The 24752-nt window shown below is 34.5% G+C and carries 25 protein-coding genes and 1 tRNA gene; 14 read left to right on the top strand and 12 right to left on the bottom strand.

Annotation, left to right across the window (positions count from 1 at the left end):
* Window positions 1-20: 20 nt before the first annotated feature.
* The 3 genes from D7004_RS11800 (at window position 21) to D7004_RS11790 (ending at window position 3419) form a co-directional block, all read left to right on the top strand.
* On the top strand, window positions 21-638 hold the full coding sequence (locus tag D7004_RS11800; protein ID WP_123206053.1) for a bifunctional nuclease family protein: 618 nt from the start codon (window positions 21-23) through the stop codon (window positions 636-638).
* Between the two features lie 256 nt (window positions 639-894).
* Window positions 895-2274, top strand: coding sequence for a nucleoside permease (locus D7004_RS11795; protein ID WP_123206052.1), 1380 nt, complete (start codon window positions 895-897; stop codon window positions 2272-2274).
* Between the two features lie 14 nt (window positions 2275-2288).
* Window positions 2289-3419 carry a DUF3667 domain-containing protein gene (locus tag D7004_RS11790; RefSeq protein ID WP_123206051.1) on the top strand — a complete coding sequence of 377 codons (1131 nt, stop codon included), beginning with the start codon at window positions 2289-2291 and terminating at the stop codon, window positions 3417-3419.
* Between the two features lie 75 nt (window positions 3420-3494).
* Here D7004_RS11790 and D7004_RS11785 read toward each other — a convergent pair whose 3' ends face one another.
* The 8 genes from D7004_RS11785 to D7004_RS11750 all read right to left on the bottom strand — a co-directional run bounded on the left by D7004_RS11785 (window position 3495) and on the right by D7004_RS11750 (window position 10148).
* Window positions 3495-4784 (bottom strand): citrate synthase, encoded by a 1290-nt coding sequence (locus D7004_RS11785; protein ID WP_123206050.1) that lies wholly within the window; start codon window positions 4782-4784, stop codon window positions 3495-3497.
* A 132-nt stretch (window positions 4785-4916) separates the two neighbouring features.
* Entirely contained in the window at window positions 4917-5447 is a 531-nt protein-coding gene (locus tag D7004_RS11780) for a DUF3347 domain-containing protein (RefSeq protein WP_123206049.1), read from the bottom strand.
* A gap of 96 nt (window positions 5448-5543) precedes the next feature.
* A complete protein-coding gene (locus tag D7004_RS11775; protein ID WP_123206048.1) occupies window positions 5544-6086 on the bottom strand; it encodes a hypothetical protein in 543 nt (180 codons plus the stop codon).
* 153 nt (window positions 6087-6239) lie between these two features.
* On the bottom strand, window positions 6240-6737 hold the full coding sequence (locus D7004_RS11770) for a hypothetical protein (RefSeq protein WP_123206047.1): 498 nt from the start codon (window positions 6735-6737) through the stop codon (window positions 6240-6242).
* A gap of 104 nt (window positions 6738-6841) precedes the next feature.
* Entirely contained in the window at window positions 6842-7774 is a 933-nt protein-coding gene (miaA, locus tag D7004_RS11765) for a tRNA (adenosine(37)-N6)-dimethylallyltransferase MiaA (protein ID WP_123206046.1), read from the bottom strand.
* A gap of 16 nt (window positions 7775-7790) precedes the next feature.
* Complete coding sequence (locus D7004_RS11760; protein WP_123206045.1) at window positions 7791-8585, bottom strand: hypothetical protein; 795 nt, start codon at window positions 8583-8585, stop codon at window positions 7791-7793.
* Window positions 8586-8649: 64 nt separating this feature from the next.
* A complete protein-coding gene (locus tag D7004_RS11755) occupies window positions 8650-9009 on the bottom strand; it encodes a hypothetical protein (RefSeq protein ID WP_123206044.1) in 360 nt (119 codons plus the stop codon).
* 50 nt (window positions 9010-9059) lie between these two features.
* The gene (locus tag D7004_RS11750; protein ID WP_123206043.1) at window positions 9060-10148 is read right to left on the bottom strand and encodes an MBL fold metallo-hydrolase; all 1089 of its coding nucleotides are present in this window, start codon (window positions 10146-10148) and stop codon (window positions 9060-9062) included.
* Between the two features lie 208 nt (window positions 10149-10356).
* On the opposite strand from D7004_RS11750, the gene D7004_RS11745 reads away from it, so the two are divergent.
* The 5 genes from D7004_RS11745 to D7004_RS11725 all read left to right on the top strand — a co-directional run bounded on the left by D7004_RS11745 (window position 10357) and on the right by D7004_RS11725 (window position 15460).
* Complete coding sequence (locus D7004_RS11745; protein ID WP_123206042.1) at window positions 10357-11376, top strand: LacI family DNA-binding transcriptional regulator; 1020 nt, start codon at window positions 10357-10359, stop codon at window positions 11374-11376.
* A gap of 176 nt (window positions 11377-11552) precedes the next feature.
* Window positions 11553-12698, top strand: a complete 1146-nt coding sequence (locus D7004_RS11740) for a methionine aminotransferase (protein WP_123206041.1) — start codon at window positions 11553-11555, stop codon at window positions 12696-12698.
* A 23-nt stretch (window positions 12699-12721) separates the two neighbouring features.
* The gene (locus tag D7004_RS11735) at window positions 12722-13525 is read left to right on the top strand and encodes a nitrilase family protein (RefSeq protein WP_208646831.1); all 804 of its coding nucleotides are present in this window, start codon (window positions 12722-12724) and stop codon (window positions 13523-13525) included.
* 57 nt (window positions 13526-13582) lie between these two features.
* Window positions 13583-14617, top strand: a complete 1035-nt coding sequence (locus D7004_RS11730; protein ID WP_123206040.1) for a N(4)-(beta-N-acetylglucosaminyl)-L-asparaginase — start codon at window positions 13583-13585, stop codon at window positions 14615-14617.
* A 69-nt stretch (window positions 14618-14686) separates the two neighbouring features.
* Window positions 14687-15460: a copper homeostasis protein CutC gene (locus D7004_RS11725; RefSeq protein ID WP_123206039.1), complete on the top strand. Its 774-nt coding sequence runs from the start codon at window positions 14687-14689 to the stop codon at window positions 15458-15460.
* 344 nt (window positions 15461-15804) lie between these two features.
* On the opposite strand, the gene D7004_RS11720 is transcribed toward D7004_RS11725, so the two are convergent.
* From D7004_RS11720 to D7004_RS11710, 3 genes are all read right to left on the bottom strand, one after another.
* On the bottom strand, window positions 15805-16203 hold the full coding sequence (locus tag D7004_RS11720) for a DUF983 domain-containing protein (RefSeq protein ID WP_123206038.1): 399 nt from the start codon (window positions 16201-16203) through the stop codon (window positions 15805-15807).
* A 113-nt stretch (window positions 16204-16316) separates the two neighbouring features.
* Window positions 16317-16898 (bottom strand): Crp/Fnr family transcriptional regulator, encoded by a 582-nt coding sequence (locus tag D7004_RS11715; RefSeq protein ID WP_123206037.1) that lies wholly within the window; start codon window positions 16896-16898, stop codon window positions 16317-16319.
* A 23-nt stretch (window positions 16899-16921) separates the two neighbouring features.
* Window positions 16922-17908, bottom strand: coding sequence for a D-alanine--D-alanine ligase (locus tag D7004_RS11710; RefSeq protein WP_123206036.1), 987 nt, complete (start codon window positions 17906-17908; stop codon window positions 16922-16924).
* 215 nt (window positions 17909-18123) lie between these two features.
* Between D7004_RS11710 and D7004_RS11705 the strand changes: the two genes are divergently transcribed.
* The 6 genes from D7004_RS11705 (at window position 18124) to D7004_RS11680 (ending at window position 22290) form a co-directional block, all read left to right on the top strand.
* Window positions 18124-18894: a PASTA domain-containing protein gene (locus tag D7004_RS11705; RefSeq protein ID WP_123206035.1), complete on the top strand. Its 771-nt coding sequence runs from the start codon at window positions 18124-18126 to the stop codon at window positions 18892-18894.
* Between the two features lie 17 nt (window positions 18895-18911).
* Window positions 18912-19967, top strand: a complete 1056-nt coding sequence (gene mltG / locus D7004_RS11700; protein WP_123206034.1) for an endolytic transglycosylase MltG — start codon at window positions 18912-18914, stop codon at window positions 19965-19967.
* Window positions 19967-20374, top strand: coding sequence for an acyl-CoA thioesterase (locus D7004_RS11695; RefSeq protein WP_123206033.1), 408 nt, complete (start codon window positions 19967-19969; stop codon window positions 20372-20374). The genes mltG and D7004_RS11695 overlap by 1 nt, the downstream gene beginning before the upstream one ends.
* 8 nt (window positions 20375-20382) lie before the next feature.
* Complete coding sequence (locus D7004_RS11690) at window positions 20383-21372, top strand: YihY/virulence factor BrkB family protein (RefSeq protein ID WP_123206032.1); 990 nt, start codon at window positions 20383-20385, stop codon at window positions 21370-21372.
* Window positions 21373-21466: 94 nt separating this feature from the next.
* A tRNA-Ser gene (locus D7004_RS11685) sits at window positions 21467-21556 on the top strand.
* Window positions 21557-21801: 245 nt separating this feature from the next.
* Window positions 21802-22290, top strand: a complete 489-nt coding sequence (locus D7004_RS11680; protein ID WP_123206031.1) for an Arm DNA-binding domain-containing protein — start codon at window positions 21802-21804, stop codon at window positions 22288-22290.
* Window positions 22291-22388: 98 nt separating this feature from the next.
* On the opposite strand, the gene D7004_RS11675 is transcribed toward D7004_RS11680, so the two are convergent.
* The gene (locus tag D7004_RS11675) at window positions 22389-24710 is read right to left on the bottom strand and encodes a DUF5703 domain-containing protein (RefSeq protein WP_123206030.1); all 2322 of its coding nucleotides are present in this window, start codon (window positions 24708-24710) and stop codon (window positions 22389-22391) included.
* Between the last annotated feature and the right edge of the window lie 42 nt (window positions 24711-24752).

Genomic DNA, 24752 nt, shown 5'->3' with positions numbered 1-24752 from the left:
TCAACATGACATCCATAAATATGAAGAAAGTAAAATTAGATATTGTTGGCTTATCTTACAGCCAAACTCAATCGGGTGCTTACGCATTGGTTTTGGGCGAAGTAAACGGACGCCGTAGATTACCAATCATCATTGGCGCATTTGAAGCTCAAGCGATAGCCATTGAGATTGAAAAAATGACTCCAAGTAGGCCGCTGACACACGATTTATTTAAATCGATGGCGGATACTTTCCATATTAATATTCAGGAAATTATTATCTACAACCTTGTAGATGGTGTTTTTTACGCAAAGTTAATTTGTAACGACGGTAAAAACACCCATGAGATAGATGCCAGAACATCTGACGCGATTGCTTTAGCAGTTAGGTTTAATGCAATGATTTACACTTATGAGTTTATTTTAGCTTCTGCAGGCATCGTAATTGAAGGAAATGATTTTCTTTTTCTCGAAAACATGGACAGCATTGCCAAAGAACCAGATGCAGAAACAGTTCCATCTGCTTCAAGTCAACCAGGTTTTGGTGAATTGACTGTAGATGAATTACAACAAAAGCTTCAAGAAGCAATTGCTGATGAAGCTTACGAAAAAGCAGCTAGATTAAGAGATGAGTTGCACAAAAGAAGTTCAAGTCAATAATTATCATATTTTATAATTATACCAGATTATATTTTAACACAATTTTATATCGGATAAATTATACAAACTATTATTGAATTGGAAACCTTATTGAGTATACGCTTTGGAATATTTAATAAAACTGAACAAAATCTTATTATTTTCTCGAAAGCATCTTATTAATACATAACATTATCAATATTTTTTATTCCAATTTAGATAATCTTTTAAAATAGTTCTATATTCAGCTTTTACTTTCAAATCAAACAGACTATTTATGAATGTTAAGTTTCGCTTAACTATAATGAGTTTCATGCAATTTTTTGTGTGGGCAGCGTGGTTAATTACAATTGCAAATTATTGGTTCGGGACTAAACAATGGGATGGTGCTGATTTCGGGATTATTTTTTCTACAATGGGCATCGCATCTCTTTTTATGCCTACCATTACAGGCATACTTGCCGATAAATGGATTAATGCAGAAAAACTCTATGCTATCTTGCATATTCTATACGCAGCAACTATGTTTTATTTGCCGCAAGTAGAAAATCCTCATAGTTTTTTCTGGGTAATGCTGGTGGCAATGTGTTTTTATATGCCAACAATTGCTTTAAGTAATTCGATAAGTTACACGACGTTAAAAAATGGAAATTTTGATGTTGTTAAAAATTTTCCGCCAATACGTGTTTGGGGAACTGTGGGCTTTATTGTAGCCATGTGGATTACCAATTTAACCGGAAATAAAGCCAGCGCAAATCAATTTTATATTGCAGGCATAAGTGCTTTACTACTAGGAATTTACTCCTTTACATTACCAGCCTGCAAGCCTTTAAATTTAATCAGCGAGAAAAAATCATTTATACAAAAACTTGGATTAGAATCTTTTAAGCTATTTGCTGATTATAAAATGGCGTTATTCTTCATATTTTCGATGTTTTTAGGCGCTGCGCTTCAACTAACAAATGCTTATGGCGATGTTTTTTTAGACGAATTTAAATTATTTCCAGTTTTTGCAGATTCATTTGTAATCCGATATTCTACCATAATTCTGTCTATTTCTCAAATATCAGAAACACTATTTATCCTAGCTATTCCATTCTTTTTAAAACGATTTGGAATTAAATGGGTTATTGCCATCGCCATGTTTGCCTGGGTACTTCGCTTTGCTTTATTTTCATTCGGCGACCCATCTGCAAATTTATGGATGATAATAACATCTTGTATTGTTTATGGCATGGCTTTCGACTTCTTCAACATCTCAGGTTCATTATTTGTTGAAACTTCCACAACACCTAAAACACGTTCATCTGCACAAGGATTATTTATGATGATGACAAACGGCTTTGGAGCCGTTTTTGGAAGTCTTGTTTCTGGCTGGATGATTAATAAATATTTTACAACTTATTACAGCAGCATAGATTCGCTTTCTAAATACGTAAAGAGTGAAGCAGACAACAAACATTTGCTTAAATTTTTAAATGATAAAGGCATTAGTGTGTTGCAAAATGGCGATTTAAGTAGAGCGTTGGATGTAAAAGACTGGCATAACATCTGGTTGTCTTTCACAATTTATGTTCTTGTTATTGCTATAGTTTTCGTTGTTATTTTTAAACATAAACATACTAGAGCAGAAGTAGAAGCAATTAATCATTTATAACCTCTTAATCCCTTATGTCAACCGGTAAATACAGAAAAGAACACAATTGCTTAAACTGTGGTTCGCATGTAGAAACGCATTATTGCAGCAATTGCGGACAACCAAATCTAGAATTGAAAGAAAGTTTCTGGGGATTTATCAGCCATAGTATTGCGCATTATTTTCATTTTGACAATAAATTTTTCCAAACGCTCACTCCACTATTAATCAAACCCGGGCAAGTAACATTAGATTATCTGGCAGGAAAAAGAGCCAGGTACATCAACCCGGTGAGTATGTACATATTCGTATCGATTGTGTATTTTTTGGTGGCATATTCTCCAGAACATTCTAAAAAAAATAAAGAATATAAATCAAGTAAAACTGCTACAGAAAAAGTTACTGCCATTGATAGTGTAAGCAAAGAATTAGCAGATGCTGGAATAGTTAATGGCAAAAGTGCCGAGGTTTTAGATAAGGTTAAGGCCGGATTTAAGGAAGAAGTTGATGTAGAAAACTTTAAAGAGCTGGGTTTTAAGGAGCAGGCTGTAGTTCTATCTAAATTAAAAACCCAGGGTACTACAAATAAATCTGATTCACTAAAAAAAATAATATCTAAACTTTCTAGCATTCATAATGATAGAAATGATAGTACGTATAGCGCATACCTTTCCCGACAAAAACAATTACCCTTACTGAAACAGGATAATTGGTTTGAACGGATGGCGACAAAACGTTCGATAGCAATTGGAGAAAAATCGGAGGTAATAAAAGAAACATTAGAACATAACCGTCCAAAACAATACTTTCTAATGATGCCCCTTTTGGCTCTATTTATCATGTGGAATTTCCGTAGAAATCACATTTACTATTTAAACCATTTAATTTTTACGATACATGGAATGACGGCCTATTTTATTGTATCAATATTTACAAAGCCTTTAAACAAATACATTTTCGGCGAACATTCTGTACTTGCAAACATTATCGAACTCGGCGTGGTTATCTGGATTGTGTGGTATTTTTATAACGCTCTGAAGGTATTTTATCAAAGGAAACGAGGAGCTACAATTTGGAAGATGGTATTTATTTTTATACTCTACGGTATTGCTCTTGCAATTACGGAGACGATAATGCTAAACGTTATATATTACGTAGCAACCTAAAGTATATAAATTTTAAGCATAAAAAAATCCCAGGCTTTTATTAAAGCCTGGGATTTTTTTCGCTGTTGTATTATCTTACTTTCTATCTTTTATTGCAACAAAATCTCTGTCGGTTTCACCTACGTAAATCTGACGAGGACGACCAATTGGTTCCTTGTTTTCATGCATTTCTTTCCATTGTGCAATCCATCCTGGTAAACGCCCTAATGCAAACAAAACGGTAAACATTTCTGAAGGGAAGCCTAAAGCACGATAAATAATACCCGAATAAAAATCTACGTTTGGATATAATTTTCTATCGATAAAGTATTGATCAGTTAATGCTGCTTCTTCTAATTTTTTAGCAATTTCTAAAATCGGATCATCAATACCTAAGTTCTCCAAAATATCATCGCAAGCTTTTTTAATGATTTTAGCACGTGGATCGAAGTTCTTGTAAACCCTGTGTCCAAATCCCATCATACGGAAAGAATCATTTTTATCTTTCGCTTTGTTAATCCATTTTTCAGTATCGCCACCATCTGCTTTAATTAACTCAAGCATATCAATTACAGCTTGATTGGCACCACCATGTAGCGGACCCCAAAGCGCTGCAATACCTGCTGCTATCGATGCATATAAATTACAATCGCTAGAACCAACAATACGAACGGTTGAAGCAGAACAATTTTGCTCATGATCTGCATGCAGAATAAGCAGTTTATTCATAGCACTAACTACAATCGGGTTTACATCATAATCTTCTGTACGTTGACCAAAAGTCATCCACAGAAAATTAGTAACATAATCGTACTTGTTTTTTGGATAGATAAGTGGGTGACCTAAAGATTTTTTGTAGATAAATGAAACGATAGTAGGAAGCTTAGCCAATAATTTGATAATGGTTAAATCTTGCTCTTCTGCAGTTTGATTTGGCTTTAAACACTCAGGATAAAATGTAGATAATGAGAATATTAACGAACCTAGTTGCCCCATTGGATGTGACCTTGATGGATAACCATCAAAGAATTTTTTCATATCCTCGTGAATCAATGTGTGTTTGCTAATTTCAGCCTGGAAACCATCTAGTTGTTCTTGAGTTGGAAGATTACCATAAACTATAAGATATGATACCTCTAAAAAGCTTGATTTTTCGGCAAGTTCCTCAATCGAATAGCCTCTGTATTTCAAAATACCTTTTTCGCCATCCAAAAATGTGATTTTACTTTTTGTAGAACCTGTATTTTTGAAACCTGTATCTAAAGTAACAAAACCGGTTAAATCTCTCAATTTTGAAATATCAATCGCCTTTTCGTCTTCTGTTCCTGTAATTACCGGTAATTCAATTGTATTACCATCAACTTTAATTTCTGCAATATCTGACATATTATTGTGTTGTGTTTATAGCTTTCTAAATTATATAAAATTAATATACATGCATAGCAAATCTGTTAATTTAATATGAAATATTAGTCAGTATGACGTAACAATCATGATTAACAAAATTATGCTTTATGATTATTTTGCTTTAATCTCTTCGGTAACTCTACCACATTCCAGCATCTCTTTACCATAATAAGGATTTCTAATTTCCTTTTCTGTAGATAGCCAATCTCCCCCATCGCCTTTATTTGCCATTGGGCAATGCTGAACATAAATAGTTCCCTGCTCTAGCTCATCAGCTTTAACGAAAGCGATCAAGTCCATACTTAAAGCGGTAAAATCTTTTCTTTGTGCAATTAAATCATTAGTATCTGCTATATTTTTGGCTATGCTTGCCGTAGTTTCGCATCCTTCGAAATTAGCAAGACTAGTTTGTAATTCTTTGGCAGCTTTTTGCGCATCAGAAGAATCAGATTTCACCAAGGCATTTTTAAGGTTTTCATATTGAAGAAAAATCTGTTCCTTTTTAGCATCTTTAATTACAACTTTATTTGTTTTTGTTGCAACAGAAACTGTATCGGTATCTTTTAAATCTGTTGATTTTTTCTCTGACTGATTGCAGGCCATTAAAGAAGCTAATATCGTTACGCCTAATATCCTTTTCATAGTATTTGGTTTTCGGCTCAAATTAGCAATTTAAATATTAATTAAATAAAAAAAGCCCCCGAAAATTTCGGAGGCTCCCATTAAATGATGTTTTAATTATAATTTGAAATTATATCCTAATCTCAAAGCAAATTGTCCGGTCTTCATGAAGTACAAATCAGAAGCACTGTTATTTACATAACCTTCGTATTTTGCACCAATTTCTAAACCGTTTGTCCACTCATAGCCTAAACCACCCGTGTAAATAAAGTTCATTTCAGCACCTTCTTTCAACGCTAAACCAGTTCCTGCACCACCAGTTACATACATTCTATCGATAACGAATGCCTTTACACCGCCCATTACTGGAATAAATTCGAAATTTAAAGGACTGCCTTTCCATTTCAATTTAGTGTAACCACCAGATGCATAAACAGCAACATCTTTACTCAAATCATATTGTAACTTTAAATCTGCACCATAACCGTAGTCCATTTCAGATTTATCAGGGAAAAGCCCACCTTGAACACCAACACCAACTTTAAATGCCATACCGTTGGTAGTCATCATTGGAGTAGAAGTTGTTTGAGCCTGTAAGTTTGATGTTGCAAAAATCGCTACTGCTGAAGCGACTGCAAAAATTTTAGTAATTGTTCTCATTTTTGGATGTATTTAAGTAATTAATTAAGGTTTAGATGTACATACGATTTCCAAGAGAAAACAGATTTTTATAAAATTATTTTTTTGAAATTTCTGAAATAAAAAAAAGCCCCCGAATACGGAGGCTTTCGATAAAATAATATTTTGTTGTTACTATAAGCTAAAACCGTAAGCTAAACGGATACCAGCATAACCGATACTTCCATTATTAGAATAACCTTCGTATTTAGCTGCTAAATCTAAACCATTACTCCAAGAATAACCGATTGCAGGAGAATAAACGAATGAAGTACCAGAACCTTTATTTGTACCGAAACCTGCACCTAATTCTGCTAAGCCATAAGCACCTGCACCTGAATCATTAAAGAAATATTTAACACCTGCCTTTACTGGAATAACGCCAAAACTAGCATCAAAATCTTTAACTTTAAAATTTGTATAACCAGCTGTTACAGGAATTGATAATTGTTTATCAATATCAAATTGATAACGTAAATCACCACCGATTGCGAAGCTATAACCTTCAGTTGTTGGTACACCAACGTTTAATCCTATTCCTAATTTTTGAGAAGATTGTGCATTTACATTGGTAGAGAAAAATAGCGCCACTACAGCTGCTGAAGTAGCAATAATTTTAGTAATTGTTTTCATTTTAATTAAATTTTTGAGTTAAACGAATAACTGCACCTTTACAAACCTTGTGCCAAAAGCGGCAAAATTGATGCATTAAACTGTAAATACGCTACATTTTGACATTAAAAGTTCTTAGAATCTGAAAGTTTTTCTAAAACCTGTCGTTTTAAGGTGTCTACCGGCAAAGACGCATCGAGCCAGTTAATTCTTACACCATCTTTTTCCATTTTTCTGAAGAAGGTATTTTGTCTCTTTGCAAACTGACGAATAGCAATTCCTAACTTTACGTTCAGGTCTGGATAATCGATTTCTCCCGAAAGATAACTTGCAATAAACTTATATTCCAATCCATAAAATACAAGCATTTCTTTGCTTACTCCTATTGCCAACAAGCTTTCCACTTCTTCAATCATGCCATTTTGCAATCTTTGTTGTAACCTAGACAGAATATTAGAGCGGGTTCGTTCCACTTCATTTTTTAATCCAAATACGATAGATTCAATTTTTGGTCTTTCAGGCGAAACAATTTCATGCTCATTTAAGTATTCAGCGATTTCGATTGCCCGGATCAACCTTTTTATAGAAGACTGGTCTGCATGTTGTGTGTTTTTAACTGGATATTTTGATAGTTTTTCTATCAATTCATCTTTAGATAACGCCTCTAATTTAGCTCGGAAATATAAATTGGCAGGAACGGCGGTGTATAACTGGTTTTGTAGAATGCTATGAATGTACATTCCAGTTCCACCACAAAGAATTGGCAGTTTTTTTTTCTCAACAATGGATTGATAGGAACTGTAAAAATAGTTTTTGAAGGCATCAACGTTATACCGCTCGCCAGGTTCTAAAATATCTATAAGATGATAAGGAATAAGTGTTTCTCCAATTTGATACTCTGCCAAGTCTTTGCCTGTACCAATATCCATTCTTTTAAAAACCTGTCTGCTATCGGCGCTAATAATTTCACCATTTAGCTCTTTAGCGATTTGGACTGCAAGTTTCGTTTTGCCCGAAGCAGTTGCACCTAAAATTATAACTAGTTGGTTTGGGTTCATACGAATTAAAGAATTGTTAAAACTTTAAAATGAATTTTATGCTTCCTGTATTAAATACTTTCGTACTATTAATAGGCGTTTCATTTTTTTGTAATTGCCGATTTAAGTTTTCATCAATACTAAAAAACTGTGGATCTAAAATTCCAACTTTTTCAAAAACAATTTTCAAATAACTATCTCCAGCCGACCAATCTCTATCGGCATAAGTCATTATATCATTTGGTTTCAATGCAATTTTTACATGCTTTATCAGTTTACTTAATCCACCTGAAATAGAAAAGCCACCTTTAATCGCAAAACGAATTAATTCAATAGATTTATAATTATCGGTGTGGTTCATTTTTCGAAGGGCAGAAAACGTTGCAACTGCAAAGAGTTCATTGTTGTAATAAAGTCCAAATTTATGCCTCGAGCTTACCGCACCCTGAAGATGAAATTCATTTATAAATTTATCTGCTTCTGGCTTATTTAACTTTCTAACTTCCGTTTTTCTTCCATGAATCCTAATATTTAAGCCTAATAAAGATTTTATCCTATAAATAACTTGTTTGGACTTTACCAACCAAACATCTTCCCATAAATGAATCAATTTAACATTATTCCTAGAATGCTGGTTTTGGATCTGAATTAAATCTTCGGGCAGAAAATTATTTGTGGAATTAACCAGATGAATTATAAAACTATGTTTAGGAAATGATATAAGATTACCATCAATAGAATTGTATATAATGGCATTCATCTGCAAGGCAAGTAAGAATTCGCTTCGCCAGCTATCGCCTGCCTTTATAAAATTCGAGTTAGAACTGTTCAATAAGTTTGCCGTAAAATATTTAAAATTATTTTCAGCAAATTTAACTTTTTACGCTGGATAAAATCTATACCCAGCCTTTTTCTTTAAAATGTGTGTGGATAATTTCGATAAACGTTTCAATTTCTTTTAATTGATCTTCATCAAGCTCAGAAATTGAAAAACCTTTCTTATCATCACCGAATTCGACTAAATCTTGTGCCGATTCAAATTCACTTGTATGCAATTGGACATCAACATTTGCAGCATTTATAAAAATTCCTACGAAAAAACGTTCGGTGGTTTTACCATCATTTTCTATTACATTTTTTTCACTTACTAAAACATAATTTGTTTCCGAATTTTCTTTAACGGTGTAACCTCTGGCGGCATAAGGTTGTAAGCTTGCTCTAATGGTTTGGAAGATTTCTACAAGGTCAGTTTTCATATTTTAGCTTTTGTGAGTTTAACATTTCTACTTAACTTTTGTTTATAATATTAATCTAACCACCATTTTTGAACAGGAAAATTTTCACTCAAACTAACTGTTTCGCCTAATTTTGGCGTAGTAATTTGTAAATTTCTCTTTTCGGCTTCAGTTTTTACTCGCTCAATTGGCTCATTCCAAGGATGCATCGCTAATGTAAATTTACCCCAATGAACTGGCATTAAAATCTTCGCATTTAAATCAATCGCAGCCTGAATGGTTTGCTCCGGAAACATGTGGATGTATGGCCAAAGTTCGTTGTATTGTCCACATTCTAACAAAGCGATATCAAATGGCCCGTATGTGTCGCCTATTTGTTTAAAATGCGTATCGTAACCAGAATCTCCTCCTAAAAACATCCTATAATTTGGCACCTCCAATACAAATGCCGACCACAAAGTTTGATTTCTTTTGAATTTACGACCTGTAAAATGACGAGCGGAAACTGCCGTAAACTTTAAATCATTGTGTAAGGATATTGACTGCTCCCAACAAAGTTCATAAATTTTATTGGCTTCAATACCCCATCTTTCTAAATGAGCGCCCACACCAATTGATGTAACCACACTTTTAATTTGAGGTGCAATTTTCAAAATCGTTTGATAATCAAGATGATCGTAATGATCGTGTGTGATCACTAAAACATCAATGTTTAAAAATTCTTCTGCCTTAACAAAATTTGTACCTGGAAATGCCTTGCTTCCAATAAATGAAAAAGGCGATGGTGTGATGCTAAAAATTGGATCGACTAAAATCCTTTTATCGTTTATTTTAATTAGATAAGATGAGTGTCCAAACCATATAATTTCGGGCGAACTACTTTTAGGCTCTGTATTTAAATCCGGTTTAATAAAACTTAAAGCTTTTGAAGGGATTTTTTGTGGATGTTTTCCAAATAAAAATTTGTTGAGTACAGTTAAAAAGCTTACGCCTTCAGGCTGCATTGGCGTTAAAGAATTGTTTTGCAAAGCCCCATTGCGATAGATGGGTAACTCGCGGATTTTCGTCTGCCGCTCTCCTTTCGGTAATCTCCCAAATACAGGCAGGTTAATTACGACCACAACAAATAGAACCAGTAATATGATAATGTACAATGTCATTTTTACAATAATTATATCGGCTAAAGTAAGCTGAATTTTTACTTTAATGAATGCTAAATAGTTTAAAATAAGTAAAATATTGCATTAATATCTTCATGCAAAATAAGCAGCATTAACTTTTAAACATATCAATGCGATAAAATTCATGGCTTAAATTGATAAATTTCGTATAATTACAATGAAGAAACTTTATCGCCTAAACCAATAAATGCAATCGAAGCCAACAACCATAAAGGAAATAGCCAAAATTTTGAATTTATCGCCATCAAGCGTATCAAGAGGTTTGCACGATCATCCAAGTATTGGCGCTGTGACGCGTGAAAAGATTAAACAGCTTGCTAAATCATTAAATTACGAACCAAATAATGCTGCTATTCTTTTTCAAAAAGGCAAAACCTACACCATCGGTGTTATCCTTCCAGAATTGACAGAAAACTTTTTTTCTACAGCAATATCCGCTATTGAAGATGAGGTTTTGAAGAAAAACTATACTGTAATTTTTGCTCAATCTCATGATGATTTTGATAAAGAGGTACGCCTAGTTGATAAAATGAAGAACCAAAGAGTGGATGGTTTACTGGTTTCTATAAGTAAGGATACTTCTAATTTCGACCATTTTGAAAAACTAAAGGCGTTTAATATTCCTGTTGTTTTTTTTGATAGAATACCACCGTTTAAAAACGTACATTATGTTGCTTGTTCTTTAGAAAACGCTACCATTAAAGCAGTTAATTTTCTATTGAAAAAAGGACACCGAACCATTGGTATGATTAATGGACCAACAACTTTGTTTGCTAGTGGCGAGCGAAAAGATGGTTATATGCAAGCCATAAATTTCAATCGGTTAAAGTTCGACCCAACCTTGGTTATTAATTGCGATTTGACTGAAGAAGCTACCATTGATGCAGCAAATCAGTTAATTAACCATCGGCGAAAGCCTTCTGCAATTGTTGCATTTAACGATTACATTGCATTATTCTTAATTAGATATTTAAAAAAATTAAAAATAGCAGATGAAATTGATGTCGTAAGTTATGCAAATCTTCCAATTATGGATTATTTAGATTATTCGCCTATAGCATCAGTAGAACAATATCCTTACTTGCAAGGCCAAAAAGCGGCAAATATTTTAATGGATTTAATTAATAGTCCACAGTTAGAGAATCAAGCATTTTATAACACCATTGTAGAATCTGATTTGATAATTAATGAAAGCAAATCCGATTAAAAAATTAATAATGACCTTTTAGCTCAGGCTTTCTGTTTGTGAATAATCAAGTTCTACTTTATCGCACATCGTTAATATTTTTAGCCAAAAATCGTGAGTTCGATAAAGCTCATTAATTGACACTTAGATTTTACAATAAAATCTTTCGAGCTTTTTTTGCTATTTTCGCTTATAACATGTTAAATATACAATCGAAGCTTCCAGGTGTAAGTACCACCATTTTTTCAGTAATGTCTAAACTTGCAGCTGAATACAACGCCATTAATTTATCGCAAGGTTTTCCAGATTATCCAAGCGACCCTAAACTTACAGAACTAGTAAATAAAGCTATGAAAGATGGCTTTAATCAATATGCACCCATGCCCGGCAATGTTTTTTTGAAGGAAGCCATTGCCGAAAAAGTTGAAAATTGCTATAATGTTAAATACAATCCAGATACAGAAATTACTGTTACCGCTGGTGGAACCCAGGCAATTTTTACTGCTTTGGCTTCCATCATAAATCCTGGCGATGAAGTAATAATCTTTGAGCCAGCTTATGATTGTTATGCACCTACAATTAAACTTTTTGGTGGTTTAGTTAAAACCTATCAGCTTGCACCACCAGATTATGGTATTGATTGGGACATGGTAAAAAAGCTATTTACTTCCAGCACAAGGATGATAATTTTAAATTCGCCTCAAAATCCAACTGGTAGTATTCTTTCAGAAAGTGATATGAAATCGCTCATTAAATTAATAAGTGGAACAGACATTTTAATTATCAGTGATGAGGTGTATGAACATTTAATTTACGATGAGCAAAAACATAAAAGCGTAATGCTTTATCCAGAATTGAGAGAAAGAAGCTTTATTGTAGCCTCATTTGGTAAACTTTTACATGCAACAGGTTGGAAATTGGGTTACTGCCTTGCTCCAGAACAACTTACCAAAGAGTTTAGAAAAGTACACCAATTTAATGTTTTTAGCGTTAATAGTCCGATGCAACAAGCCATTGCCGAATACATTAAAAACCCTGATAATTATACAGGTATTACTAATTTCTTTGAAACGAAGCGAAATTACTTTAGAGGACTTTTAGCTGATACGAGATTTGAACTATTGCCTTGCAAAGGTTCATATTTCCAATGCGCCAGTTACGCCAAAATAAGTGATGAGAAGGATGTAGATTTCAGCATCAGGTTGATAAAAGAATTTGGGGTTGCCACCATTCCAGTTTCGGCATTTTACCAAAAAGCAAACGACCATAAAATTATTAGATTTTGTTTTGCCAAAGAGCACGCTACACTAGCCTTGGCAGCAGATAAATTAAGAAATGTTTAATCATCGTCCCTAACCCCTAACTTATGGAAACACCTATTTACACCCAAATAGAAAACCTGAAAGTAACGATTTTTCAGGCCTACCTTTTTTGGGAAAACATAGAAAAAAACCTTCTGAATTTAGCCTTGCGGTTATCTATGGGCGTTAGAGAAAAAACGGATTTAATCGTTCTTCCCGAAATGTTTAACAGCGGCTTTAGTATGAATTCGGAAGCATTATCCGAAGAAATGGGCGGAAAAACCATGCAGTGGATGCAGAAAATGGCAAATCAATACAATTGTGTTGTTACCGGAAGTTTAATAATTAGAGAAAACGACAAATATTATAATCGCCTGGTATGGATGGAGCAAAATGGCGACCATAAATATTATGATAAACGCCACTTATTTGGTTTGGGTGATGAAGACAAAAATTTTAGCTCTGGAAGTGATAAACTTATTGTAGAATTAAAAGGCTGGAAAATAAGACTTGCGGTTTGTTATGATTTACGTTTCCCGGTTTGGTTGCGCAATGTTAACGAAGAATATGATATTTTATTAATCGTTGCAAGTTGGCCAGACAAGCGTTCGGCACATTGGCGAGCTTTAATTCCTGCAAGAGCAATAGAAAATCAAAGCTATGTAATTGCTGTAAATCGTGTTGGACATGATGGAAATCAAGTTTATCACGGAGGACATTCTATGGTCATCGACCCTTATGGAAGCACAGTTTATTACAAACCCGAAGATGAAGATATGTACACCGTTACCATAAATTATGAAGAATTGGTAAAAATAAGGCGCCAGTTCCCATTTTTAAAAGATGCTGATAAATTCCAAATAGAGTAATACAGATATAATTGGCAATACTTAAAATATTAACCTAAAAAAATCATCACCAAACAGATGTTTAATCGTCGTAAATTTATAAAAGCCTCTGCTCTTTCAGCAGGCTTATTAGCACTTGATAAAACCAGCATGGCCAATGTTTTGCCATCTCAACCAAACAAACCAGCAAATTTGCCCATTGTAATTTCTACCTGGGATTTCGGCATTGCAGCTAATGCAGATGCCTGGAAAGTTCTATCAAAAGGTGGTAAATCGCTTGATGCTGTTGAACAAGGCGTTTGGGTACCAGAAGCCGATGAAAAAAATCAATCAGTAGGTTATGGAGGTTTACCAGATAGAGATGGTAAAGTTACATTAGATGCTTGCATCATGGATGAACTCGGAAATTGTGGAGCTGTTTTAGCTTTAGAACATATTAAACATCCGATTTCTGTTGCACGAAAGGTTATGGAAAAAACTCCTCACGTAATGCTTGCTGGAGATGGAGCACTACAATTTGCTTTAGAACAAGGCTTTAAAAAAGAAAATCTGCTTACACCATCTAGCGAAAAAGCCTGGAAAGAATGGCTTAAAACTGCCAAGTATGAACCTGTAATGAATATTGAGAATAAGCTTTACGACAAAGCTGCACCTCAAAAATTACCTGGAAACCAATACAATCATGATACGATTGGCATGTTAGCCATAGATGCGAAAGGAAATATTTCTGGTGCTTGTACAACAAGTGGAATGGCATATAAATTACATGGCAGAATTGGCGACAGCCCCATAATTGGTGCAGGCTTATTTGTTGATAATGAGGTTGGAGGAGCTACTTCTACAGGTGTTGGAGAAGAAGTTGTTCGTAATGTTGGGTCGTTTTTAGTAGTTGAACTTATGCGACAAGGCTACACCCCAGAAGCTGCTTGTAAAGAAGCCGTTATGCGCATTATAAAGAAAAAACCAGAAACTGCAAAGAACATTCAGGTGGGTTTTTTAGCCATCAATAAAAAAGGCGAATATGGTGCTTATGCCATTCAGCAAGGATTTAGCTATGCAGTTTGTAATGCTGAAAAACAAGATTTGCTCATCAAAGGGAAAAGTTACTATTAATCTCCCGAAACCACTATCTAATCAATGAACTGCTTCAAAAGACAGAACAATTAATTTTTTTAAAATAACATGAACGCTGTACATTCAAAGCCTCCATTGGGAGTTATAAGAATATTAGAAGTATGTGCAAATGGCTACGAATCTGCTTTGGCAGCACAAATTGGTGGTGCTAAAAGAGTAGAATTTTGTGATAATCTGGCCGAAGGTGGAACCACACCAAGTTATGGACAAATTGCACTGGCTAAAAAAAACCTCACCATAGAGATTTGGCCGATAATTCGTCCTAGAGGTGGTGACTTTTTGTATTCAGACCTTGAATTTAACTTGATGAAAGAAGATATAAAAATCTGTAAATCATTAAATTGTAATGGCATTGTTATCGGAATATTAACAGCAGATGGACATATAGATAAACCTCGCTGTGCTGAATTAATTGAGTTAGCTAAACCTTTGCCAGTAGCTTTTCATAGGGCTTTTGATATGAGCAACGATATGAATAAAGCTTTAGAAGATTTAATAGATTTAGGAGTTGTACGTGTACTATCTTCAGGAGGCGCAAACTCTGCAATTGAGGGTGCTGATGTTTTGGCACAATTAATCCAAAAAGCAAATGGACGAATTTCAATTATGCCTGGTGCAGGAATAAATAAAGATAATATTCAAGAACTGATGCTAAGAACCGGAGCAACAGAATTTCACGCCTCAGCTAAAAGCTTTGTAAATAGCCAAATGATATTCAGAAATACGCAGACGAAAATGGGAAGTATTGAAGATGAGTATCAATATGAACTAACATCTGTTGAAAAAGTAAGAGCTTTAGTTAAGTTGATAACTGGGAATTAATTTAAACTAGTAACCTGATTTCAATTATTAATTTTCTTTAACATTATTTATAAGCTGATTTGTTTTATAGTTAACGTCAACCTGAATTTATTTCAGGGTCTTTGTTGCAGGAAAGATGACGAAATAAATTCGGCATGAGGTATCTTACAAGCAATACGGCGATAAAAAAGCAAAATATTAAGTTAAGAATCGAACTCAGATTAGAAAATTCAACTTGATATAAACATTATAACTTATTAAAAATTAGATAAATAAATAATGTTATTTTATTTATTTTCAACATAAAAATTTCTTTTTTGTCTACTAAAAAACTGGGGCTAAATCATGAAGCAAATAAGTCTCATTTATTTTTTATCTCCACTACCAGGAACGTAGCCTAATCCTGGTGTTAACCAATGCAGAAGAATAACTCTGGAATAACGGTAATTTATTGGAGAAAGCAGTAGCACACCAACAAGGATTAAACCGACGTAATACCATAAATTTTCGTACACCAGCTCCAAACCTAAAACGTATGAAGCTACGCCGATTGTTATAATTTCAGCAACATTCATAGCATAACTCACAAACATCGAAACATAAAAAAAACCAGGTTCTCTTTCAAATTTTAAATTACAAACCGGGCAATTTACATTCGTTTTTTGCAGTTTAAACGCATAAGCATTTCCAGAAAAAATATCTCCTTTGCGGCAACGTGGGCATTTACATTGTATAACAGCCTGAAATTTTGATAACTCTGCCATAATCTATCTTATTTATTGATGCAAAGCTAATCCTTAAAAAACTGAATAATTATGATCTGTATCATATTTAAGAACAGTAAAAAACGCCAAATGTTATAAGGGTTTTGAATTGATTATTTCTTTATAATTTTTCCTTTATGAAGCAGAATTAATCCTTTATCAGCTAGCAATTTAACACCTCTAATTACGGTTTCAACACGCAGACCTGTCATATCAGCAAGATCTTGTCGGGTAACATTTAAGCTATCGCCTTTTGCTAAATCGGTAAATAAATAATTTATAATGGTTTCTAACCGATGTTCAGCTTTTTCATTCGCCAGTTCTTCCAGCATCATTGATTTATAAAAAAGTCTATTGCTTAAAACCTTAATTAAATCCATACTAAAATCAGAATCACTTTTCAATAGTTTAAAGAAATCATCTCTTCCTAAGGCAATTAATTCTGAATTTTTATTGGCAATTGTAAATGCCAGATATGGCCTATTTACCAACAATGCAGGCTCTCCAAAATATTGTCCGCTTTTAAAAACCCCTTGAATGAATTCTTTTCCTTCTTCGCTAACCGTAACCATTCGTATTTCACCACTTTTAATAAAATAAACAAAGCGTGGTTTCATACCAGGTTCGTAAATAATCGAATCTTTAAGAACGCTTTTTATCGGAAATCCTTTATCAATTAATTGTTGAATATACATCTGGCAGTTACAAAAAACTATTTTTAGCCTAAAGTTTCCTTCATCAAGCCTGTATAAAATTCTTTTAAAGATAATCCCATTGCCGCCACTTGTTGTGGAATAAAGCTTGTGGCAGTTTGCCCAGGAATTGTATTTATCTCAATGAAATAAAATTTACCTGTTTCATCCTCCAGGAAATAATCTATCCTAACTACTCCCCTACAATTTAGCTTACTGTAAACATCTTTTACAATTTGATGAACTCGTGCAAATTCTTCTTCAGTCATTTCACCTGGTGTAATTTCTTGAGTTGCGCCTGGAGTATATTTGGCCTCATAATCAAAAAACTCATTTTCGGGGATAACTTCAGTAGTTGGTAAAACCGTAATTTCTCCTTTAGCCTTAAAAACTCCAATAGAAAATTCCCTCCCGCTTACAAACTCCTCAATCAATACCTGTGTATCTTCTTTAAATGCCTTTTCTAAAGCACTTTCCAAATCATCGGCATGTTTTACTTTACTCATCCCAATACTACTACCACCACTATTGGGTTTTACAAAATATGGTAATCGTAAGTCTTGTTTAATTTGCTTTAAATCGTAATTTTCATTTTTAAAAATTTGGATGGATTTAGCCGTGTATAAATTGTCGATTCCTGCAACAATGGATTTGGTATAACCTTTATTCATCGTTATTGATGAAGTTAAAGCATCGCAAGTAGTGTATGGAATATGAAGCATATCAAAATAGCCTTGCAATTTCCCATCCTCACCCGGCGAACCGTGAATGGCAATAAACACACCATCGAACTTAATTTTTCGTCCATCAAAATTTAACGAAAAATCGTTTTTGTCTACTTCTATTTTAAAAGAATCAGCCGGTTCGTAAAACCAGCCATTATCATTTAGCATAATTTTATAAACATCGTATAGATTGGTATCAATATTTTGAGCAATTGTAGCTGCACTTTTTACTGAAACAACCCATTCGCCTGTGGTACCGCCTGTTAGCAATGCAATCGTTTTTTTCATGTTATAAAATCCTTTTTTAGAAATAGAAATTGATGTAAATATATCTTCAAAAATATAAATATCTTTGAGCAATATTTAATTTTGAATTGGAGAAATAACATTAGATGGTATTGTATTTGCTAAAAGCAGTGCATGCAATAATTCAAAAATCGCATATTCAATAATGAAAATAACTACATTTGAGTTTATAGCATTAACCACAGAATTTAAGATTCATGTCTAAATTTATAGATTATTTAAAAACCAGTTCTTTCAGAAAGACCATATTAGCAGCTGTTATTACCGTATTTGTACTGTTACTAGTTGCCTTTTTTAGTTTAAGATTTTACACCAAACACGGGCAAGGGTTAAATGTACCAATGGTAAAAGGACTTTCTTTTACTGATGCAGTTGTAAAACTGGAAGAAGCCGGACTTAAATATGAGGTAGATTCTGTTTTTATTTTAGACCAACCTGCGGGAATAGTTATCGACCAAGACCCTGATCCAAATACATTTGTTAAAGATAATAGAACCATCTATTTAACAATAAACGCCGGAAACATTCCCAATACTAAGTTTCCTGATATTGCATTTAAAACTTTAAGAGAGGCACAGGCAATTATAGAAAGTTCGAGGTTAAAGCTAGGCGATACCACATACAAAGCAGATGTAAGTCTTGATGTTGTTTTAGAAGCAAGCTTCGGCGGACAGCCAATACAAGCAGGAGAAACCATTCCGGTTGGGTCAAGAATCAATCTGGTATTGGGTGATGGACGTGGGAACCAGGATGTAGATATACCTCAATTGCTTGGCTTAACTATTGATGAAGCTAAATTTAGTTTAAAAGGTTCTGCACTTACCCTGGGTAATATTTTATATGAAGGAACGATAACGGATAGTGCGAATGCAGTTATCACCAAACAGGACCCAATGCCTGCAGATTCTATAACTAAAGTTACCATCGGCACAAAAATTAATATCACGTTATCTAACAAGCAATTATAAATTCGCATCGAAACATAATGACTGAAGTAGTAAAAAATAAAATGAGCGGCGGTAAAAAAGCTGCATTAATTATAGCAGTAGTAGTAATTCTAATTGCAGGATACTTTGCAGGAAATTTATACAAAGTATATTTCGCTCCAAATGTTACGGATAATCAAAAATACCTATACATAAAAACCAATTCTGATTATAACGCATTGGTAGAAAATTTGAAGACAAAAGATATTGTTAAAAGTGTTTCTTCATTTGAAACCGCAGCAGGGAAAATGAACTTAACGGGTAATGTTAAGCCCGGCCGTTATCGTTTGAGGAAAGGAATGACCAACCGAACGCTTATCAATTTGATAAAGGCAGGTAATCAAGAACCGGTAAAATTGAAATTTCAAAACATCCGTAAAAAGGAAGACTTTGCGGCTTATTTGGCGAGCAACTTAGAGGCAGATTCTTTAAGCTTCATAAGCGTACTCAATTCTACCCCACTCATTTCAAAATATGGCTTTAACCAGGATAATGTTTATGCTATGTTTATTCCAAATACTTATGAAATGTATTGGAATGTTTCGCCAATAGAGTTTTTCGAGCGCATGCATAAAGAATATAATAACTTTTGGACTGCCGAGCGTAAACAAAAAGCTTCAAGCTTAAATTTAACACCTGCACAGGTTTATACCTTAGCTTCGATAGTTGATGCAGAGGCATTATATGATAAGGAAATGCCCATTATTGCAGGCTTATATTTAAATCGATTAAACAAAGGTGTTTTACTACAGGCAGACCCAACCGTAATATTTGCTAACAATGATTTCACGGTGAAACGTGTTACCAATAAACTTTTACAAGTACAATCATTATACAATACATACAAATACGCAGGACTGCCTCCTGGACCTATCATGATGCCGAGCATAAATGCAATTGACGCGGTATTAAATCGCGACCAAAACGATTACATTTACATGTGTGCGAAAGAAGACTTCTCTGGGTACCACAATTTTGCAGTAACCAAACAACAGCATGAAATAAATGCTAAAAAATATCGTGAGGCTTTAAATAAAAGAAACATTTTTAAATAATGTACAGCCACACAACTAAAATAAGGGTTCGTTATGGTGAAACCGACCAAATGGGATATATGTATTACGGCAATTATGCCCAATATTACGAGGTAGGTAGAGTTGAAATGTTGCGTAGCTTAGGTATGAGCTACAGCTCTATGGAAGCTGAAGGCATTATGATGCCTGTATTGGAATTAAAATGTAAATACATTAAACCTGCCCACTACGATCAGGAAATTACCGTTAAAACTATTGTTAACGTATTACCAGGCATTCGTATTTATTTTGAATATGAATTGTATAATGAGAAAGATGAACTCATTAACATTGGTGCAACAACACTCGTATTTGTTGATATGAAGAAAGGTAAACCAACAAATCCTCCCGAAAATTTTATGAAAAAAATATCGGCATTTTTTAATTAATACTTAAAATGGAATGGTTACACAGGCAATTATTACATCTTAAATTCTATTCAAATTTTATTGAATGGTCTAAAGGTTGTGTATTGCCTGGTTTTAGTCCGCTTCCGCTCTATACTGTTGCAACCTTCTTTTTTAAAGAAATTGGCAAAGAGTCATTAGTTAATAAATCCTCTTCTCTTGCGTATAGCTTTATGCTTGCTATATTTCCAAGCATTATCTTCTTGTTCACACTAATACCATTTATACCGATATCGGGCTTTCAAGACAAGCTATTAAGCTTAATCGAACTGATATTACCACACAATGCATTCGAAGCGTTTGAGGTAACCTTAAAAGACATCGTTAAAAACCAAAATAAAGGTTTACTATCCTTCGGTTTTTTATCCGCTATATTTTTTGCGACAAACGGTGTTAAAAATTTAATGAAGGCATTTAATAAAGCCTCATTAGTCATCGAAACTAGAAGTTGGATAAAACAGCGGATAATTGCTTTGGTTTTAACCATGACAATCTTTTTCTCTGTTATATTATGCATTAGTGCAATGGCAATTGGAGAATTGCTTTTGAATTATATTAAAACAGAACTACACATAAAAGATAGCCTCGCTGTTTACGCCATACAGCTCACCAGATGGACACTTTTGACGGTTTTGTATTTTATAACGATTTCGATTTTGTACCGTTACGGACCATCACATGCAAAAAAATGGAAGCTTTTTAGTGCAGGTTCATGGCTGGCCACTATTTTGGCATTTTTAACGATTTGGGGCTTTTCATTTTACATTAATAACTTCGGCTCTTACAACAAAGTTTATGGCTCAATCGGGACATTAATTGTGGTTATGATTTGGCTTTACTTAAATTCTTTAATCTTATTAATCGGATTTGAGCTAAATGCAAGCGTTGATGTGAGCAAAAGAAGCGTTAAAATCCTTCGTCCCACCTTCAATTTATTCAAAAAAACGGCTTCAATTGAGGATAATATTACCAAGAAATAATTTTTTCTCTCTCTGTGTTAAGCAATTATCAACTTTTTAGAAAAAAAACGCAATCACTATTTGCAGATTTAAATGGGATTTGTACTTTTGTCGCGGAGAGTTGGCAGAGTGGTCGATTGCGGCAGTCTTGAAAACTGTTGACTTGTTAAAGGGTCCGCGGGTTCGAATCCCCCACTCTCCGCCAAAACGGTGTAAAAGCCTCTAAAAGCCTGCAAATCGAATGATTGCAGGCTTTTTTCGTTCACTGAGGGCACCTTTTTATCTACTCACTAACATATCACTGGTGAGTGATTCGGTGAGTTGAAGGGGAAAATAAAATGACTCACCGAATTCGATGTAATTAACTAATAATCAAGGTTTTCAATAGATGAACATCTTGACTTTTTCTGTCTGCAAAGCTAGATTTGTTAACTATTAATGTAAAACATTATGAAAACCAATTTCAGCTTGCTTTTTTACTTAAAGAAGCCAAAGAATTATCAAGACGGACCAGTTCCAATCTACATGAGAATTACTGTAGACGGAAAACGTTCGGAAATTACATCGGGAAGATCATGTGTGCCTGAGGGGTGGAGTGCCGTAAATGGAAGAGCTACGGGTAAAAAGGAAGATGCCAAATCCCTGAATGCGTATCTATCGGATCTTCAGTTTAAGGTCAATGAGGCGCATCGCCACTTAGTCCTTAATGGTAAATTGTTAACCGCAGACACCATTCGAGATAAGTTTCTTGGTAAAGAGGAACAACAATATACATTGATAGATGTATTTAAGGAACATAACAGAAAACTTGAAGTTCTTGTAGGGACAGAATATACCAACGGCACGGCAGAGAGATATCGTACTTCCTTAAAGCATACGGTCGACTTTCTTAAATGGAAATATTCCATAGACGACATTTTAGTAAAAAAGATAAACTAAATCCATTTTGAAATATTTAATTTATTTGCCCCTGATTTTCACAGATAAACACAGATTCTACTTTGTTAAATTCCTGCTCATCCTATTTCTGTGGTTAATTATTTAATCATATTAATTAAATCTGCCTTTCTGGATTCGGGCAATACTTTTAAATTTATCAATTTTCCACCCTTTAAAGTTCCTTCAACAGTAGTTTTGTAGGGTGCATAAAGCTTGAAATGAACATCCCAGTCTTTAGGCCAAGCCGGGAACAGATAAATCTTTTTTTCGTCTGCCTGCAACAGCATTTCCTGCAAACCAATCATGCCCGAACCACCCCAATTATGGTCGGGTGTCCAATCAAAACCAGGCCCCCAAAATGCAGGAAAACGTCGCCCGGAATCTTTCAGTTTCGCCGTGGTTAATCTTGCAGCATCTTCTGTTAACCCAAGTCTTGCTGCAAATATATTATCCTGTTTCCAACCCACGTGACTACGGAATTTCAAAACATCTGCATCATATTTGAAAGTATTTATCGCCGTGTCTAAACCAGGTTTTCCAATTCCATAAATTCCCCAGGGGTAAACCGGGTACAACTGCGGACTTTCGGTATTGTTAATTCGTTCCCAATGCATTGCGGGCGCAATTGTGGTATGTCCCTGGAAATTCCTGAAACTTATTGGCGGAATAGTTCTCAACATCCCCAGCCATTCTTCTTTTTGTTTTTCGGATAAACCGGGGTAAGCAATTAATCTTTCTAAGACAGTTTTCAAAGCAGCGATTGTTGATGTAGAATTATATGCCATTTTATAGGTTTCAGCTCCGGAACCCGGATATAGAACCAAATGACCATCAGCATCTAAACCCTTTGCCCCTCTTTGCTTAGCCAGAAAAGTATAATGTTCTTTGAAAAACGTAAGAGAGCTTTCAATCAGCGGAAGATATTTTTGAATGTTATCACCATTGTATCTTTCCGTTTCCAAAATCATCATACAGAACTCCAAAACAGTATCCCATTCGTATTCAAGCCAAGCATTATATTCCATGCCTTTATTGAAATCGGCAGGACGTTTCCAACCGTATTCGGCTGGATTTGGCAATCCAAAGTTCTCTAATTGCTCTGTAAAACTTGCCCCTTTATGCCCCCAGGCAGATTGTGTTCTGATTTCAGCATTCTTTAACAAGTTTAGATAGAAATCAAATTGAGGTTTCATGAGCTCAAAATCTCCGGCTTTTAGCATTGGCCAATACACCAAACGCTGGTTTTGAGCGGTATGTGTTCCACCTCCCCAATTCCTGAAGTCTGGTGAGTATTTTAAAGTTGAATCGGTGAGTTGCGGGTCGAATGTAAATAAACCACCGTTGAACTTTGTCGGATATTTTCCAAAAGCATTACAACCCAACATGTACCGGAAGAGTCGATAATTTTTAGCGGATTGATTTGCGGTTTCGTCTTTTGAATTAATGTAAATGAAACTTTTTTTCCAGAAATCGTTCCACCATTGGATACAGGCTTTTTGGTTGGTTTTTGTGTTTATTTCATTTAAGCTTTTCTCCCAATCCTGAACAGATTCAGTTTTTGAAATATTTAAAGTGATGGTAACATGAGCAGATTTGGATGGCTTTTTACTTTTCAAAACCCAGCCTTTATATGGTGTATTTAAATATGTTCCACTATAATTTCCTGAAGAAATCATGTTATCACCTTGCATAGAACCGCCAAAAATCAGGTTCTTAAGCGGATTGAACAATTCAGCTTTTCTAAATTCCAATCCTTGTTGTTTTACCGTAACGTCAAAAACGGTTTCAGGTTTATTTCGATGATAAAACTGAATAGCATTATTTTTAAATACAATTTCATCTTTAAAGGTCTTCACAATTCCTTGTGGCGCCCATTTATAAGAATTCTGGTTATTCTCCTTGCCTTTGGTAATTTGGTCTTCAAATCTCCAGCTTTCATATCTTGCCTCGGTAATTATTTTTTGATTTGATTTAATGTTCAGGTGGATTACTGGATTAAACACATCAACCCAAACTTTGATTTGAGTATTGATTTTGCCATTGGAACCTGAAATTTGTGCGCAACCATCGTTCAAAATCAGCTCCTGTCTGAAAGTCTTTCCTTCGAAAGGATTAGGACTGAATTTGAGTTTTACCCTGCCGAGCTTTAACAGTGTATTATTTTCATCAAACGTTCCGCTGCGAGATAAATAAAGATAAACTTCGCCTTTTTCTACCCAAAGGTTTAAACCAATATCACCTCCACCAACGGGCATCGATTCTGATGAATTATGACTTTGGGAAGTCCAGACAATGTTATGTGTTTCTTTTTCTTGCGAAAAGGCATTGGCAGTTACCAACCACAAAGACACGAAGAACACAAAGAAAGGATTTGTTTTCTTTGTGCAATTGAGATATTTGAAGACCGTGTATTTCGGCATTATTTTTCCTTGTATTTATTTAATATTCTCGTCATTGCGAGG

The sequence above is a fragment of the Pedobacter jejuensis genome (assembly GCF_003725795.1).
Classification (GTDB): domain Bacteria; phylum Bacteroidota; class Bacteroidia; order Sphingobacteriales; family Sphingobacteriaceae; genus Pedobacter; species Pedobacter jejuensis.
Note: the sequence above shows the minus strand (reverse complement) of the source record. Positions and strands in the feature narration are given on the sequence as shown.